The organism is Listeria ivanovii subsp. ivanovii (assembly GCF_900187025.1).
Classification (GTDB): domain Bacteria; phylum Bacillota; class Bacilli; order Lactobacillales; family Listeriaceae; genus Listeria; species Listeria ivanovii.
On sequence record NZ_LT906478.1, the window covers coordinates 774,148 to 790,166 of the forward strand.

A 16,019-nucleotide genomic window follows, 5' to 3' on the forward strand; every position below is an offset into this window, starting at 1 on the left:
TTAGAGAAGCGTAAATAAAAAAGCTTGTGTATAAATTGATAATGTAGTGCGTCCTCAAAATTAGGCTTTTTGTCTAACTTTGGGGGGCGCACTGCAAGTTTATGATTGCACTTCTCTTAAATAATCACTAAATTGACAAATTTCTTTTTTCATTTTTAAATCGGTGCGTTTATATTTTCTTGAACCATCGAAAATATTAATAATCTTTTCTTTCTCAGTTTTTAAATCTAGAATATAGACTCTATAGGAAGGAAAAGATTTTTGACCATTATAATGCAATTTTTTATCACATTCCACATAATATTTACTATATGAATACTTTTTATTAGAAAAACCTTTTTTATGATAAAACGCATTTTTATTAACGATAAAGACCTCAGGGAAGAAAAATCGATAGTATATGACGCAGCAAATGATGATTAATCCGAGAAGAATTCCATATTGTTGCAAGGTGGAAATCTTTGAAAAAATAGTAAAAGATAAAAAGATTCCAATCAAAAAAATGATCATACTCATAACTAATATCGTAGCTAAGTTAATACTATATTTCAAAAATCGATATTCTTTCATCTATGTCACCACCCTCTTGTTCTAGTGGTAAGATTTTAGCACTAAAAAATCATGTTGTCTAGCTAATAAAAACACAAAAAACTATTGTCCATGTGAAAGCTTTGTTGTATAATGTATCTTGCTGTAAGTAAACTCTGTGTTTAATATTGGTAAACTTATATAACTTGAGGTTTACTATCACTAAACTTGAAAGAAAGGAACGAGACATGGAAATTGGCAAACGCATAAAGAATCTTAGGCTAAGTAAGAATTTAACGCAAGAGGAACTAGGGGAGCGGACAGATTTGACAAAAGGCTATATTTCGCAATTAGAGCGAGATTTAAGTTCGCCATCGATTGAAACCTTGTTTGCTATTTTGGAAGTACTTGGTTCAACACCCAAAGACTTTTTTGATGAAGAAGAACACAAGCAAAAAGTTATTTATGGGGAACTCGAGCATACTTTTTTTGAAGATGAAGAGAAAGGTTACAGAATTAAGTGGCTAGTTCCAGAGTCAAATGAAAAAGAAATGGAACCAGTACTACTTGAAATAGAAGCAAATAGCTGTTTTAAAAGTTTTGAACCATCACTTTCTGAAACATTTGGTTATGTGTTAAAAGGCGAGGTTACGGTTATCCTGGGTCGGAACGAGTATGTAGCGAAAACCGGAGAAGCGATTTATTTCCACGCAGCAGATGAACACCAAATAACCAATCGATCAAATGAAAAAGCAACACTCATCTTAGTAGCAACAGACTCATACTTATAAGGGGGTAAATTATTTTGACAGAAACAATTATTCGTTTTGAAAATGTGACGAAACAATTTGACAATGATCCGCCAGTGCTTGACAATGTCAGTTTTGGAATAGAAAAAGGGAAATTTTATACATTACTTGGTCCTTCTGGTTGTGGGAAAACAACTATTTTACGCTTAATTGCCGGGTTTTTAGAAGCAACGAAAGGACAAATTTATCTTGGGGAAAAGATTATTAATCAGATTCCAGCTAATAAGCGCCCGGTTAATACAGTTTTCCAAGATTATGCGTTATTTCCGCATTTAAATGTATACGAAAATGTCGCTTTTGGACTTAGAATTAAGAAATTGAAAAAAGAAGCAATTGATGAAAAAGTGAAAGAAGCGCTTCGATTTGTCAATTTAAAAGGGTATGAAAAAAGAGAAATTAGCGAAATGTCGGGTGGGCAAAAGCAACGTGTCGCAATCGCACGTGCCATTGTTAATGAACCAGAAGTTATTTTGCTAGATGAACCACTTTCGGCGCTTGATTTGAAACTTCGGACGGAAATGCAATATGAGCTTCGTGATTTGCAAAAACGACTGGGAATTACGTTTATTTTTGTGACACATGATCAAGAAGAAGCACTGGCGATGAGTGATGAGATTTTTGTATTAAATAAAGGTGAGATTCAGCAAAGTGGGACACCGATTGATATTTATGATGAGCCAATTAATAAGTTCGTGGCGGATTTCATCGGTGAATCAAATATCGTTACTGGTAAAATGATGCAGGACTTTGAAGTGGAATTTGTAGAAAGACGCTTTGAATGTGTTGACCAAGGTTTCCGTCCAAATGAAACGGTGGAAGTAGTTATTCGACCAGAAGATTTAGAAATAACTTCTGCTGAGAAAGGGAAGCTTCAAGTAACGGTAGATTGGATGCTGTTCCGCGGTGTGCATTATGAAGTGGGTTGTATCGATACGGACGGAAATGAGTGGCTCGTCCATACGACGAGAAAAGTGCGTGTCGGCGATAAGATTGGCTTAGCGTTTGACCCAGAGACAATTCATGTTATGCGTCTTGGGGAAACGGAGGAAGAATTCGATAAGCGGCTTGATAGCTACGATGAGGTGCAGTAATGAATAGACGCACTCGGACAGTTTATCTTGTTCCTTATGTACTTTGGATTTTGCTTTTTGTTGTCGCACCGATTTTATTGATTGTTTATTATTCGTTCTTTGATGTCGATGGTAATTTGACATTCGATAATTATATTCATTTTTTTACACCGGTTTATTTGAAAATGACAGCTAGTTCGTTTTGGTATGCTTTTTTGATTACAGTATTTACTTTACTTATTTCTTACCCAACGGCATATTTACTAACTAAACTGAAACATAAGCAGCTGTGGTTACTCCTTATTATTTTACCGACTTGGATTAATTTGCTTCTTAAAGCATATGCGTTTATTGGGATTTTTGGGACATACGGGGCAGCGAATCAGTTTTTAGAATTAATGGGAATTGGCTCGAAGCAGATTTTATTTACGGATTTTAGTTTCTTATTTGTATCCACTTATATCTTCATTCCATTTATGATTTTGCCGATTTTTAATGCAATTGAGGAAATTAATCCGACGTTGATTCAAGCGTCGCGCGATTTAGGCGCATCTAGCTTGACTACGTTTAGACGGGTGATTTTTCCACTGACGGCAGACGGCGTGAAATCTGGTTGTCAGGCTGTATTTATTCCAGCGCTATCGTTATTTATGATTACGCGATTAATTGCTGGAAACCGGGTAATTACGCTTGGGACGGCAATTGAAGAACATTTCCTCGTTACGCAAGACTGGGGAATGGGTTCAACAATTGGGGTATTCTTAATTATTGCGATGATTTTAATTATGTTCTTAACAGGTTCCAAAAAGAAACGAGGTGTGCGTAAATGAAGAAAAATAAATGGGGTACGATTTATTTAGTACTAGTTTTTGTGATTTTATACGCACCGATTTTTTACTTGATTTTCTACTCTTTTAATAAAGGTGGAACGATGCATAATTTTAGCGGATTCACGCTAGGTTACTACAAAGAAGTTTTTCAAGATACTCGCTTACTAATTATTGTGTTAAACACTTTTGTCATTGCACTGCTTTCTTCAGTGATTGCGACAGTGATTGGTGTATGCGGTGCGCTTGCGATAAAATTTATGCCAAAACCTTTTGCCAAAAATTCGCTACTTAGTTTAAATAATGTGTTGATTGTTAGCCCGGATGTAATTATTGGAGCTAGTTTCTTGATATTCTTTACGATTTTAGGAGTGAAACTGGGCTTTATTTCGGTGCTGGTTTCTCATATCGCATTTAGTATTCCGATTGTTGTATTAATGATTTTACCGAAGCTACAAGAAATGAGTCCGACATTGATGGATGCGGCGCGGGACTTGGGAGCGAGTCAGTGGCAAGTGCTTTCTAAGGTGATTCTTCCTTATATTATGCCCGGTGTTTTAGCTGGTTTCTTTATGGCGCTAACTTATTCACTAGACGATTTTGCGGTCACTTTTTTCGTAACGGGGAACGGTTTCTCCACATTAGCGGTAGAAATTTATTCTCGTGCTAGACAAGGGATTTCGCTTTCTATCAATGCTTTATCTACGCTTATTTTCTTATTCACGATTGTTCTCGTAATCGGCTATTATTTCATTAGTAAACGAAATACGACTAAAACGATTCGAACGGGGGCGACGAAAGAATGAAGCAATTGCTGAAAATTTTTGTTCCTGTTATTGTCGTTGCGCTTCTGATGATGCTACTTGCAACATCAATGAACAAATCAGAGGGCTATGCGGGCAGTAATACGCTGACGATTTACAATTGGGGCGATTACATTGATCCATCTTTAATTACGAAATTTGAAAAAGAGACAGGTATGAAAGTGATTTACCAGACGTTTGATTCGAATGAAGCGATGATGACGAAAATTGAACAAGGTGGTACAACATTTGATATTGCGGTACCAAGTGATTATGCGATTAGTAAAATGAAAGAAGAAAACTTACTAATTCCGCTTGATCATTCCAAACTACCAAATGAAAAATATTTAGATCCGCGTTTTATGGATTTATCGTTTGATGATAATAACAAATATTCGATGCCGTATTTCTGGGGAACACTTGGAATTATTTATAATAAAGAAATGTTTCCAGATAAGAACTTTGATACTTGGGATGCGTTATTTGATCCGGATTTAAAAAATCAAATTCTTTTGATCGACGGCGCACGCGAGGTGATGGGGCTGGGCTTAAATAGTCTCGGTTATTCACTCAATGATACAAACAAAGCGCACTTAATGGAAGCTCGTGACAAACTTGAAACGATGACACCTAACGTGAAAGCAGTTGTTGGTGACGAAATCAAGTTACTCATGGCTGACAATGAAGCAGGCGTGGCGGTAACATTTTCTGGAGAAGCGGCGGAAATGCTGAGTGAAAATGAAGATTTAGAATATGTTATTCCAAAAGATGGTTCCAACTTGTGGTTTGATAATATGGTAATTCCAAAAACAGCAAAAAATGTTAACGGAGCGCACAAATTTATCAACTTCATGTTAAAACCAGAAAATGCCGCAATTAATGCTGAATACGTCGGCTATGCTACACCAAATGAAAAAGCAGTAAAACTTTTGCCAAAAGAAATTTCTAGCGACGAACGTTTTTATCCAAATATGGATGAACTGACGAATTTAGAAGTATATGATAACTTAGGTAAGCGAATGTTGTCTTATTATAATGAACTTTTTTTAGAGTTTAAGATGTATCGTAAATAAGATGAATATACAGCTAAAATGACTTTAAATCAAAAGAATAATATATAGACTTGAGTTTTAGGTGTCAGTTTTTTAAGTATCTACTAAGAGGCTAGGACAAAAAGGTCTCTAAAATAAGCAAGAATATTGTATATTCCATTTTTTTAAATGGCAATAGACAATGATTCTTGCTTATTTATTTTTTGTTTATCGTTTAGAAGGTATTCTTTTTTAACAGACGTCTACCAAAAAGGATATTACTTAAAGTCAATTATCGAAATACTAAGGAAATAAATTTGTTAGACTAAACTATAAAAAGTTTTTTATATTATGGGCTTTGAAATACCATAAATTAATCTTTCAATTAAACTAAATTTATACATCAGAAACCATACATGTGCTACCAAAAATTTACCGCTTAGTTGGATTTTAGTAAGCGATTTCTTGGAATTAAATTCCATTTACCCAGACTTTCATTTATTTAATGTTTCTTGATGCTATACTACATTTATCAAGAACATATTGATTTCGGCGCCAATCAAAACTCTTTGATAATTAAACCCAGGAGGAATTACTATGGATAAAAAGTTGAGTATAATGGATAGAATTACGGACTATATTACTTTCAAGATGACACCCGTACTAATGAAAATATTTAATCGTCCAACATTAAATATTATTAAAAATAGTATGGTTAACATTATGCCTTTCATACTATTTGGAAGTGTCACGCTACTTGTGTCTTTACTAGGAACAACATCAATGGGAACTGAGAAACCAATACTTCCTTTTTTGGCAAATTATACGGATCAAATTGGATTGATGAACTCTTTGACAATGGGCTTTATGACATTATATTTCTCTGTTTCAATTGGACTTAATTATGCGAAAGAATATAAGCTTAATGAAATAAATGCTGCACTTGTGAGTTTAATGTCATTTTTAATGATAAATATAGATAAAGTAACCGATGGGACTATTGATGTCTCTTCATTTGGAGCAAACGCACTTTTTCCAACAATGGTCACTTCCATTTTAGCTTTAAAGATATTCAAAATATTTATTAATAAAAATTTTGTTATTCGTATGCCAGAAGGTGTTCCGCCAGCGGTTGGGCAAGCGTTTTCTTCTCTGATTCCTTTTGTAACTATCGGACTTCTTTATTGGTTCCTTAGAACGATGCTACAATTTAATATTACAGAAATAATGAGAGATGTTATGAGCCCAATCTTTAGTGGAACGGATAATATTTTCGTATTTACATTTTATGGATTCTTTACAAAATTACTTTGGGCTTTTGGTATTCACGCCGACTCCCTCTTTCAAGGTATTTTTGACCCACTCAAATTAACTTGGATTGCCGAAAATAGTGCAGCAAAAATTGCCGGCGACCCATTACCCCATATTTGGACCACCGCATTAGAAAGAACTTGCTTGTGGACAGGACCAGTATTGGGACTATTAACAGTATTAATTTTTTCAAGGGTTAAGCATTTAAAAACCTTTTCTTTCGCTGCCCTTCCAGCTGCCTTTTTCTCCATTGCGGAACCAGTAGTTTTTGGGTTACCTATTGTAATGAACCCTATGTTACTTATTCCATTTATTCTTAGTGGAACATTGGGAGCTTTTCTAACTTATGGTGCTTGCCAAATTGCTATACTTGCAAGACCCTTTTTAGAATTACCATGGGCAACACCCCCTGTTCTTATAGGCTTTATTGCATCTGGTGACTGGAAATATATTCTGGCAGCAATTTTCAACATTGTTTTAGGAGCCTTGATTTATTACCCCTTTGTGAAAGCATTTGAACGGGAAGAGTTAAAAAGAATCAATACAAGTGAAGATGTTCCTGCTACAGAATAATAACGAAAATAAGAATCTACTATGGGACAAAAGTTGTCTCGTAGTAGATTCTTATTAGATAACAGGAAATATTAAATAATTTTATGTTAAATGTTCTGATAATAACTTACTCAAAAAATCGTTTACGCAAATCAATTTCGTTACGTTTGGTATTTTCAAGATTAGATTCAAAATCTTTTAGATAAATAAAACTATATATACAATCCAAAATATATTGTGTAGCAATACTAGAACTAAAAGTTTCCATTTTTCCTTTCAATAGTTTTGCCTCATTTATTCCTGTATAGATTGCATAATCAGCTATTTTAGCTAACATTGTAGCTTTATCTTTTGTAATAGCGACAATTGGCGTTTGACTTTTATTTAAATTATATGAAATTTTTAGCGTTTCTGGATTTTCACCTGAGTGCGAAATAACTACAGCTATATGTGTGGAATCAGAATTAATTGCTTGATGTATCTGTTCTGTATAACAAGGTTACAAGTGAACATTTTTACCCAACCGTATTAACTTACTTTTGAATTCGTAAGCTGCTGCCTGGGAAGAACCTTGTCCATAGATATCAATGATACTGGACTGGTTCATTTTATCAATTATACTATGAAGTTCTTCCATATTGAATTCAGCTTTCACCTCGCGAATAGAATTTTTAAAAATATAATACATGTTATCAATAATATTCTCATAAGAATCTTCTTGTGTGAGCGGAAAATTATAATTACTAGTAGGAGATATTTTTTCGTTTTCAGCTAACTCTCTACTTAACTTAATTTTGAACTCGGAATATCCACTTGTTTTTACTTTTTTACATAACCGCATAATAGTTGAAGGTGAGCTGTAAGTAACTTTTGCTAATTCTTTAATGCTCATATTACATGCAGTATTACCATTTTTTAAAATAAAATGAGCGACTTCGGTTTCTCTTTCAGAAAAAAGAGAAATATCTGCTAACTTAGTAAGAATCATTTTATTCACTCACCTAATTTGGTTTCTTTAATTATACAACAGTTTTCTGGTAAAAAGTACCGTTATTATTTTCGCATAAAAACAATAAACTGGTACTATTTTCCAATATAACTGGATTCTATTTACTTAGTATATGCCAATGCTATACTGAGGACAAGTAGAGAGAAATGTTTGCTTTTTATTTAGAATATATAATGAAAAACTAGGAGGTATTTGATATGGTAAGAAGATTAATTAGCAGTAGTAGAAGTGAAATTAGAAAAATGAGTGCAAGTGATTTAAAAACTTCTATTTTGGCAAGTGAAGGAAGAACGGTCCTTTGTCAAAATTTTATTGGTCATACTTTATGTGAAGGAACTACCAACGCAGAAGTTAGTCAAGCGTTTGGGGCAGATATGATTTTCTTTAATGGTTACTCAATGGATACGAATGTTATTCAAGAAGGTCTGATTGTCGAGGAATGGAATGAAGCTACCGAAACTTTTGATACTAAGCAATATCGTTTGAAAGAGATGAAAAAACTAATTAATGTCCCTTTAGGAGTCTATTTAGAATGTGGTGCAGGTGATGATGCTACTACTTCAACAGCTCCAGAAAAGCAGCTGATTAAAAATGATCGAATTGCTTCAAAAGAAAATTTGGAGAAGGCTATTCAGGAAGAGTGTGATTTCGTTGTATTAGCTGGAAATCCAGGTACTCGAACATCTTATCAAACAATTGTTGAAGCAACTAGACAGGCTAAAGCTGTTGTTGGTGATAAAATGTTACTATTTGCTGGAAAGTGGGAAGATGGTGTCTTTGAGAAAGTACTTGGAGATCCACAAGTTCCAATGTCTACTCATAAACAGTTTGTACAAGAACTGATTGATGCTGGTGCTGATGTTATTTGCCTACCAATGCCTGGCTGTAGACCGGGTATCACAGTGAGGATATTCGAGAATTAACAACTTTTACGCACACTTATAAACCTGGAACTTTGGTAATGTCCTTCTTAGATTGCTCTGTAGAAGGCGCGGATGATGATTCCATCAGACAATGTACTCTATGGTCTAAAATGACTGGTGCTGACATTCATGCAATTGGTGATGCAGGTTTAAGTGGTATGAGCTCACCAGAAGGAATATACACCATGTCAATCGCTTTAAAAGGAAGAAGACTTACTTTTAGAAGGCTAGGAGCAGGCGGCAGATAATCAGTTTTATCTCTATAATTTATAGATTAAGAGGAACATACAATATGCTATAAAAAATAGTCTATCTCTAATGATGTCTGCAAACTTAAGCAAAGAATTACTTAATCTTGAAAATACTAGTATCGATAGCTTTCATATAGATGGACGTTCTATAGCAAATTTTGAATTAGTAGCAACAAAATCCTATTAAATATGTACCGAAAATAAAGCTACCAGTATCTTTACGCAAGTTATTTGCCAGGTTGAAACACGAACATTAGGCAAATAACTTGTGGAATAGATCCGCAATCCGCTAAAATAACATTACGCAATTTTTTTTGAAAAGGGGAATTGATTATGACAGTGGAAAAAGTGAAGTGGGGCTATGATGAGAAGACGGGGCCGGATATGTGGGGGCATATTTGTTCTGACTTTGAAATAGCAGATACTGGTAAGGCACAATCGCCGGTCAATATTGAGCAATCTGATGTAGAGCAAATCAAACCGTCAACGATGAAATTTTACTATAAAGAGACCGATTATACGATTAAACGAGTGGAACAATCCGTGCATGTATTTCCGCATGATAAAGAGCAAGGGCTACGCTATAATGGTGAATATTTTCCACTTGTTTCATTTCATGCCCATATCCCGGCAGAGCATCTTTTAGACGGGTATATTTATCCAATCGAATGGCATTTTGTACATGAAAAAGCAGATGGCACAACGCTTGTAATGAGTGCTTGGATGGAAATCGATAATACGACCAATGTGGAATTAAAAGATTTACCAAAGCATTTTCCAGAAGTTTTTGCCGATTTTGAAACAGAACGAGATATTACTTTAGATGTCAATGAATTCATGCCAGAAGAGCGTGTTTTTTATACATACCAAGGCTCGCGGACAACGCCACCAACTGTGGAAGGCGTCACTTGGATTGTGTTGAAAAATGCAAAATCACTTAAACAAGCTGATTTTACAGAATTAGATAAAGCAATTGGGAACACAAGTCGGCGCGTGCAACCTTTAAATGGCCGAGAAATTACTTTTTACAACTAAAAACTAGAAAGCCTCGCTCGAATCTTGTATAGTATAAGCATAGATTTACGAGTGGAGGCTTATTTTTATGTATGAACAAGCGCGCAAGCTGATGATAAAAGCACATAATGGTCAAAAGCGTAAAATTACCGGTGAGCCTTATTTTTCGCACCCATTAAATGTGGCGCGGATTTTGCGTCGTGCTGGTTTTCCTGAAGAAGTCGTTATTGCTGGATTACTTCATGATGCGGTAGAGGACACCGAGGTGACAGACCAAGATATTCGGGAAATGTTCGGGGATATCATTGCTGATTTGGTGGCCTCCCATACGGAAAATAAATCTTTATCATGGGAAGAACGAAAAGCGCATACAATTGAACAAGTTCGTACGGGTACTTTGGAAGAAAAAGCACTTATCGTTGCAGATAAATTAGATAATTTAAGTTCCGTTCGCTATGCCTTGAGTTCTGAAGGGAAAGCAGTTTGGAGCTACTTTAATCGTGGCTATGATCAGCAAAAATGGTATAATGAAGGCATCAAAAATAATATGGAATACGGGTTAAATCCGTCTGAAATCCCTGCTTTTTTCGAGGAGTACGCACGTTTAGTGAAGTGGATTTTTAAGGAATAAATTTTTATTTAAAATAACTGTTAATTTAGGTATTTATATTCAAATTAATAAGTTTTCAGAAAATGATTTTCTTTTTTCAAAGTTCTGATGTAAAATGAAAGCGTTATAAACATACGAGAAAGGAAGTTTTTTTTGATGGTTTATGGAGCAATTGAAGCAGGTGGAACAAAATTTGTTGTCGCAATTGGAAAAGAATCTGGGGAAATCATTAAACGTGAAAGTTACCCAACAACAGAACCAGCAGAAACAATGAAAGCCGTTATTCAATTTTTCAAACAGTATCAAGATGAATTAAAAGCGATTGGGATTGGCTCGTTTGGTCCAATTGATATTCGAAAATCTAGTCCTACATACGGCTATATCACGCAAACACCAAAACTTGCGTGGCGCAATTACGATATCGTCGGTGCTATGAAAAGAGAATTTAATGTCCCAATTGGTTTTACAACAGATGTGAATGCCGCCGCGCTTGGAGAAGTGAGTCTTGGCGCCGCTGAAGGCTTATCGAGTTGTATTTACTTAACTATCGGAACGGGAATCGGTGGAGGTGCCGTTGTTTCTGGCAAAATTTTGGAAGGATTTTCTCATCCGGAAATGGGACATATTATGGTGCGCCGTCATAAACTAGATCGATTTACTGGCAGTTGCCCAAGCCATAGTGATTGTTTAGAAGGACTCGCAGCTGGTGGAGCAATTGAAAAGCGCTGGGGTAAAAAAGCAGTCGAGCTCGCAGATGATGAAGAAGTTTGGAATTTAGAAGCTCATTATATTGCGCAAGCTTTAATGAATTACACACTGATTTTATCACCAGAAAGAATCATTTTAGGTGGAGGCGTTATGAAGCAACGGCAACTTTTCCCATTAATTCGTCAAAAATTAAAAGCATTAGTCAATAATTATGTACAGTTACCGGATTTAGAAAGGTACATAGTTCCTCCAAAATTAGAAGATGATGCTGGTATAACTGGTTGTGTTTTACTTGCAGTGGATGCTGAAAAAAATAAATAATCATTGGAACAGAGGGCACTTTTCCGTGGCTTCTGTTTTTTTGGTAATAGTTGCATTTTTTTGATATGATTCAGTAAAAGCAGAACGATAGGGAGAGTACAAGTAATGAAACAAATTCTAATAGTAGATGATGACAAACATATTCGTAAGCTTGTGGGGCATTATCTTCGTCGCGAAGGTTTTCACGTGCTTGAGGCGAGCGACGGGGAGGACGCAGAGCAGATTGTCAGTAGCAAGCAAGTTCATTTAGCGGTCATTGATGTCATGATGCCGAAAATGGATGGGTTTGAGCTGTGTCAAAAAATGCGTACGAGTTATCCAGAAATCCCAATTATTATGTTGACAGCAAAAGATGCGCTCATTGATAAATCACGTGGCTTTGAAGTCGGAACAGATGATTATCTCACCAAGCCATTTGAACCGGAAGAGCTTGTTTTTCGAATTCGGGCGTTGCTTCGTCGTTCCAATCAAGCGAGCGAAGTGAAAATCCATATTGGGAATATCACGATTGATCAAAAGAGCTATGGAATAAAATTTGGTCAACGGGAACAAATGATTCCTGTGAAAGAATTTGAGTTACTTTATCAGCTAGCTAGTTATCCTAGCCGTATTTTTACCCGAGAAGAGCTGATCGAACGCATCTGGCAGCGAGATTATGATGGTAGTGACCGGACAGTGGATGTACATATTAAGCGATTACGTGATCACTTTGATGAGGGAAAAGATGGGATTCGAATTGTTACGGTTCGCGGAGTTGGCTATAAGTTGGAGGAGACAATATGAAATCGCTCTATGGTCGAATAGTTATTACGATGCTCGTGGTTATTCTTACTAGTAGTTTACTTGGATTTTTCTTAGCTAATATTTATTATCAAATAAAACTAAAGCCATTCAATGATGAAAAAACTACCCAAATAGCGCAAGAAGTACAACAATTTTATCAATCAAATGAAGGAGTTTCATTAGACGATTATTTAAAAAATGTTGGAGAACTTGGTTATGAAGTATATCTCACAGATGGTGCTCGTGATTCCCGTTATTTTGGTGGTGAATTCCGGAAAAAAGATTTACCAGAAAAGACTGTTCAACAAGTTTTAGCGGGAGAGACCTATCATGGTATTGATAACTTTAATACAGGGTTATTCATTACTGGCTTTTTTGACAATGATCTTCATAATACGATTGGAGTTCCAGTGGAAACAAATGGCAAAACGGAAGCACTATTTATTCGCCAAGATCCGGAACAACAATTTGGGGAGCTACGAATCTTTTTTGCGATGATTCTTATTTTCACTTCGATTATTAGTATTTTATTTGTTTTAATTAGCGGGCGTTACATTGTTAATCCCATTGTAAAACTAACGAATGCAACGAAGCAAATTCGCAAAGGAAACTACGATGTGTCGCTTGAAGTAAGGCGCAAAGATGAGATTGGACAACTCGCGGATTCCTTTGCAAAAATGACTGGAGAATTAGAAAAATCAGAGGTGGCTCGTCAGGAATTTGTCGCAAATGTCTCGCATGAATTACAGTCACCACTAACATCAATGCAAGGATTTGCGGCTTTACTTGCCTCAGATACTTTATCAGAAAAAGAACGAGCGGAATATTTAGCTGTTTTATCAGAAGAAACGACACGTCTTTCATCTTTGACAAAGCAGTTACTTACGCTTGCCACATTAGACCAAGAAGTAGGGCTCCGAAAAAAAGATCAAGTGGACATAGAATCCCAGTGGCGCCAATTGTTACAGATGACGGAATGGAGCTGGCGTGCAAAAGAACTAACCATCCAATTAGAGTTGGCTAAAGTAGAATACACCGGGGATGCTGAGTTGCTTTATCAAGTCTGGTCCAATCTATTAACAAACGCAATTAAGTTTACACCAGTTGGCGGGACTATTGCTATTTCTCTCTATGAGAAAAATAGCACTGTGTTCGTGGAAGTTGAGGATAGTGGTATCGGAATTAGCCAAGCCGATATAAATCAAATATTCCATCGCTTCTATAAAGCAAATCAAAGTCGCACGAGAGAAGAAGGTTCTAGTGGTTTAGGGTTATCCATTTGTCAAAAAATCATTCACTTGCACCACGGAGGAATTGAAGTAAAAAGTAGTCCCGAAAAAGGAACGAAATTCACGATTAACCTACCTGAATTTTAAATTTGTAAAATCCGATTCACATTCCGTTTACAAAGCTCCTTTAAACTAAGTGTAAGATCTTAGAAGGAGTTGAACGGAATGTTTTTGGCATTAAGGGAATTAAAACACGCAAAACTACGCTATATTTTGATTGTGTTAATTATGGTATTAATTGCTTGGCTTGTTTTGTTTGTAACGGGCTTAGCGAGTGGACTAGCAAATGATAATGGGGCAGCAATTTCTTCCAACAAAGCGACATATTACGTGTTGCAGAAGGATTCAGATAATCGCTTAACAAGATCCAATTTAACAACATCTGAAACACAAGATGTAGCAAAACAAGTAGATAATTCGAAAAGTACTAATTTAGGCGTACAAATGGGAACAATTACGAAACCAAAGCAAGATAAAAAAACCGATATTACTTATTTTGGAATAGATAAAACAAGCTTCTTACAACCGGAAATAACAGAAGGAACCAAACCACAAACAAAAAAAGAAATAATAGCGGATATTTCTTTAAAAGAAGCAGATTATCAATTGGGAAGTAAATTAAAAGATAGTGCAACTGGTGAACAGTTTACAATTACTGCTTTCACAAAAAATAATACTTTTAGTCATTCTCCCGTTATTTTTGTAGGATGGGATGCCTGGGAACTTATTCACCAAACAAACCAAGCGGCACAGGGCGAGTACAATGCCGTAGCACTCGATGTTTCGCAAAATAAAGCAGAAAGCCTATCATTAGGTTCACTGGAATTATCATCTAGTAAAGAAGTTCTCCAAGGTATTCCCGGCTATTCAGAAGAACAAGGTTCGCTATTAATGATGATTGCCTTTTTATTCGTCATTGCTGCATTTGTTCTCGCAGCTTTCTTTTACGTCATTACAATTCAAAAAATCAACCAATTTGGTATTTTAAAAGCAGTTGGGGCAAGAACGGCGTATTTAGGACGAAGCATTATCAGTCAAGTTGTCTTTCTATCTGTTGTCAGCTTATTAATTGGTAATGGTTTAACATTTGGACTTGCAGCAATTTTACCAGCAAGTATGCCATTTACGCTTAGTCCGCTACTTGCAATTGGCTGCTCTGTTTTATTCCTTGTTGTCGCAGTAGCAGGCTCGCTGTTATCACTCTATCGTGTTGCTAAAGTAGATCCGTTAGAAGCAATTGGGAGGGCAAACTAATGATATTAATCATGAAAAATATTTCGAAAGGTTATCAAGATGGCGAACAAGTTATTGAGGTTTTAAAAAATGTTTCTTTAGAAGTATCACAAGGAGAATTTGTCGCAATTGTCGGACCATCTGGAGCTGGAAAAAGTACTTTCTTATCTATAGCAGGTGCGTTATTATCTCCAACCAAAGGAGAAATTTCGATTGGGGATAAGCGTTTAAACAATTTTTCAGGCAAAAAATTAACGAAAGTTCGCCTGGAGAAGATTGGCTTTATTTTCCAAGGGGCAAATTTGATTCCATATTTAAATGTACGTGACCAACTGTTATTAATTGCTGAACTAGCCGGAAAAAAAGGCAAAGAGGCAAAAGAGAAAGCAGATGCGTTATTGAACGAACTAGGTTTAACTGCGCGGCGGAACAACTATCCTGAAAGCTTATCAGGCGGAGAAAAACAACGGGTGGCAATTGCTCGGGCGCTGATGAACAATCCGGATATCATTTTAGCAGATGAGCCTACAGCAAGTCTGGATGCAAATCGTGGTCATAAAGTAGTTCAAATGATAGCTGATGAAGTCAAACGAAAAAATAAAGCTGCCATTATGGTTACGCATGACGAACGAGTATTAGACTTGGTAGATCGAGTGATTCGAATAGAAGATGGTTATTTGAAAGAGTGAACGATAAAAGCAAGCAGACTTATTTCATTTTAGGATAAGACTGCTTGCTTTTTGATGAGATAGAAAGAGTAGGATAAACACATAAAAATAAATCAAGTATTGCATTTTTTTGTGAAATATCAAACAATCATAGGAATAAAAAAACTTATTATTAAGATGTTTGTTGGCGTTTCTAATATCGGTGGTGTTATAGTTATTGTAATTGAACTTTTACTACCAATTTTGATGGATTATCCAAGGTGAATTCAGGGAATAAAA

Annotated in this window: 16 protein-coding genes and 1 pseudogene; 14 read left to right on the forward strand and 3 right to left on the reverse strand. The window is 35.8% G+C overall.

Annotation, left to right across the window (positions count from 1 at the left end):
• Positions 1 to 99: 99 nt before the first annotated feature.
• A complete protein-coding gene (locus CKV67_RS03765; protein ID WP_014092235.1) occupies positions 100 to 570 on the reverse strand; it encodes a hypothetical protein in 471 nt (156 codons plus the stop codon).
• Between the two features lie 206 nt (positions 571 to 776).
• Here CKV67_RS03765 and CKV67_RS03770 point away from each other — a divergent pair, with 206 nt between their 5' ends.
• From CKV67_RS03770 to CKV67_RS03795, 6 genes are all read left to right on the forward strand, one after another.
• A complete protein-coding gene (locus CKV67_RS03770) occupies positions 777 to 1,319 on the forward strand; it encodes a helix-turn-helix domain-containing protein (protein ID WP_014092236.1) in 543 nt (180 codons plus the stop codon).
• 14 nt (positions 1,320 to 1,333) lie between these two features.
• On the forward strand, positions 1,334 to 2,428 hold the full coding sequence (locus CKV67_RS03775) for an ABC transporter ATP-binding protein (RefSeq protein WP_014092237.1): 1,095 nt from the start codon (positions 1,334 to 1,336) through the stop codon (positions 2,426 to 2,428).
• Positions 2,428 to 3,237, forward strand: coding sequence for an ABC transporter permease (locus CKV67_RS03780; protein WP_014092238.1), 810 nt, complete (start codon positions 2,428 to 2,430; stop codon positions 3,235 to 3,237). The genes CKV67_RS03775 and CKV67_RS03780 overlap by 1 nt, the downstream gene beginning before the upstream one ends.
• Positions 3,234 to 4,040: an ABC transporter permease gene (locus CKV67_RS03785; RefSeq protein ID WP_014092239.1), complete on the forward strand. Its 807-nt coding sequence runs from the start codon at positions 3,234 to 3,236 to the stop codon at positions 4,038 to 4,040. Before CKV67_RS03780 ends, CKV67_RS03785 begins: the two co-directional genes overlap by 4 nt.
• On the forward strand, positions 4,037 to 5,110 hold the full coding sequence (locus CKV67_RS03790) for an ABC transporter substrate-binding protein (RefSeq protein WP_014092240.1): 1,074 nt from the start codon (positions 4,037 to 4,039) through the stop codon (positions 5,108 to 5,110). The genes CKV67_RS03785 and CKV67_RS03790 overlap by 4 nt, the downstream gene beginning before the upstream one ends.
• Positions 5,111 to 5,665: 555 nt before the next feature.
• A complete protein-coding gene (locus tag CKV67_RS03795) occupies positions 5,666 to 6,952 on the forward strand; it encodes a PTS sugar transporter subunit IIC (RefSeq protein WP_014092241.1) in 1,287 nt (428 codons plus the stop codon).
• A gap of 106 nt (positions 6,953 to 7,058) precedes the next feature.
• Here the strand turns inward: CKV67_RS03795 and CKV67_RS03800 are convergent, their stop codons facing one another.
• Together CKV67_RS03800 and CKV67_RS03805 are read right to left on the reverse strand one after the other, a co-directional pair.
• Positions 7,059 to 7,412, reverse strand: a complete 354-nt coding sequence (locus CKV67_RS03800; protein WP_077905828.1) for a MurR/RpiR family transcriptional regulator — start codon at positions 7,410 to 7,412, stop codon at positions 7,059 to 7,061.
• Between the two features lie 18 nt (positions 7,413 to 7,430).
• Positions 7,431 to 7,919: a MurR/RpiR family transcriptional regulator gene (locus CKV67_RS03805; protein ID WP_025279803.1), complete on the reverse strand. Its 489-nt coding sequence runs from the start codon at positions 7,917 to 7,919 to the stop codon at positions 7,431 to 7,433.
• A 263-nt stretch (positions 7,920 to 8,182) separates the two neighbouring features.
• Here CKV67_RS03805 and CKV67_RS03810 point away from each other — a divergent pair.
• From CKV67_RS03810 to CKV67_RS03850, 8 genes and pseudogenes are all read left to right on the forward strand, one after another.
• Positions 8,183 to 9,111: pseudogene (locus CKV67_RS03810) on the forward strand (DUF7916 family protein).
• Between the two features lie 336 nt (positions 9,112 to 9,447).
• Positions 9,448 to 10,149: a carbonic anhydrase gene (locus CKV67_RS03820; protein WP_014092242.1), complete on the forward strand. Its 702-nt coding sequence runs from the start codon at positions 9,448 to 9,450 to the stop codon at positions 10,147 to 10,149.
• Between the two features lie 67 nt (positions 10,150 to 10,216).
• A complete protein-coding gene (locus CKV67_RS03825; protein WP_014092243.1) occupies positions 10,217 to 10,759 on the forward strand; it encodes an HD domain-containing protein in 543 nt (180 codons plus the stop codon).
• Between the two features lie 135 nt (positions 10,760 to 10,894).
• Entirely contained in the window at positions 10,895 to 11,767 is an 873-nt protein-coding gene (locus tag CKV67_RS03830; RefSeq protein ID WP_025279804.1) for an ROK family protein, read from the forward strand.
• 105 nt (positions 11,768 to 11,872) lie between these two features.
• On the forward strand, positions 11,873 to 12,550 hold the full coding sequence (locus CKV67_RS03835; protein WP_014092245.1) for a response regulator transcription factor: 678 nt from the start codon (positions 11,873 to 11,875) through the stop codon (positions 12,548 to 12,550).
• Complete coding sequence (locus tag CKV67_RS03840) at positions 12,547 to 13,926, forward strand: sensor histidine kinase (protein ID WP_014092246.1); 1,380 nt, start codon at positions 12,547 to 12,549, stop codon at positions 13,924 to 13,926. The genes CKV67_RS03835 and CKV67_RS03840 overlap by 4 nt, the downstream gene beginning before the upstream one ends.
• Before the next feature lie 78 nt (positions 13,927 to 14,004).
• Positions 14,005 to 15,093: an ABC transporter permease gene (locus CKV67_RS03845; protein ID WP_025279805.1), complete on the forward strand. Its 1,089-nt coding sequence runs from the start codon at positions 14,005 to 14,007 to the stop codon at positions 15,091 to 15,093.
• Positions 15,093 to 15,761 (forward strand): ABC transporter ATP-binding protein, encoded by a 669-nt coding sequence (locus tag CKV67_RS03850; protein WP_014092248.1) that lies wholly within the window; start codon positions 15,093 to 15,095, stop codon positions 15,759 to 15,761. The genes CKV67_RS03845 and CKV67_RS03850 overlap by 1 nt, the downstream gene beginning before the upstream one ends.
• Positions 15,762 to 16,019: the final 258 nt, after the last annotated feature.

What these genes read in the sequence shown, in the direction of transcription:
- CKV67_RS03820 (WP_014092242.1), top strand. Translation starts at nt 9,448, where the DNA reads ATGACAGTGGAAAAAGTGAAGTGGGGCTATGATGAGAAGACGGGGCCG.
- CKV67_RS03795 (WP_014092241.1), top strand. Translation starts at nt 5,666, where the DNA reads ATGGATAAAAAGTTGAGTATAATGGATAGAATTACGGACTATATTACT.
- CKV67_RS03840 (WP_014092246.1), top strand. Translation starts at nt 12,547, where the DNA reads ATGAAATCGCTCTATGGTCGAATAGTTATTACGATGCTCGTGGTTATT.
- CKV67_RS03805 (WP_025279803.1), bottom strand. Translation starts at nt 7,919, where the DNA reads ATGATTCTTACTAAGTTAGCAGATATTTCTCTTTTTTCTGAAAGAGAA.
- CKV67_RS03845 (WP_025279805.1), top strand. Translation starts at nt 14,005, where the DNA reads ATGTTTTTGGCATTAAGGGAATTAAAACACGCAAAACTACGCTATATT.
- CKV67_RS03780 (WP_014092238.1), top strand. Translation starts at nt 2,428, where the DNA reads ATGAATAGACGCACTCGGACAGTTTATCTTGTTCCTTATGTACTTTGG.
- CKV67_RS03785 (WP_014092239.1), top strand. Translation starts at nt 3,234, where the DNA reads ATGAAGAAAAATAAATGGGGTACGATTTATTTAGTACTAGTTTTTGTG.
- CKV67_RS03830 (WP_025279804.1), top strand. Translation starts at nt 10,895, where the DNA reads ATGGTTTATGGAGCAATTGAAGCAGGTGGAACAAAATTTGTTGTCGCA.
- CKV67_RS03770 (WP_014092236.1), top strand. Translation starts at nt 777, where the DNA reads ATGGAAATTGGCAAACGCATAAAGAATCTTAGGCTAAGTAAGAATTTA.
- CKV67_RS03825 (WP_014092243.1), top strand. Translation starts at nt 10,217, where the DNA reads ATGTATGAACAAGCGCGCAAGCTGATGATAAAAGCACATAATGGTCAA.
- CKV67_RS03835 (WP_014092245.1), top strand. Translation starts at nt 11,873, where the DNA reads ATGAAACAAATTCTAATAGTAGATGATGACAAACATATTCGTAAGCTT.
- CKV67_RS03765 (WP_014092235.1), bottom strand. Translation starts at nt 570, where the DNA reads ATGAAAGAATATCGATTTTTGAAATATAGTATTAACTTAGCTACGATA.
- CKV67_RS03850 (WP_014092248.1), top strand. Translation starts at nt 15,093, where the DNA reads ATGATATTAATCATGAAAAATATTTCGAAAGGTTATCAAGATGGCGAA.
- CKV67_RS03790 (WP_014092240.1), top strand. Translation starts at nt 4,037, where the DNA reads ATGAAGCAATTGCTGAAAATTTTTGTTCCTGTTATTGTCGTTGCGCTT.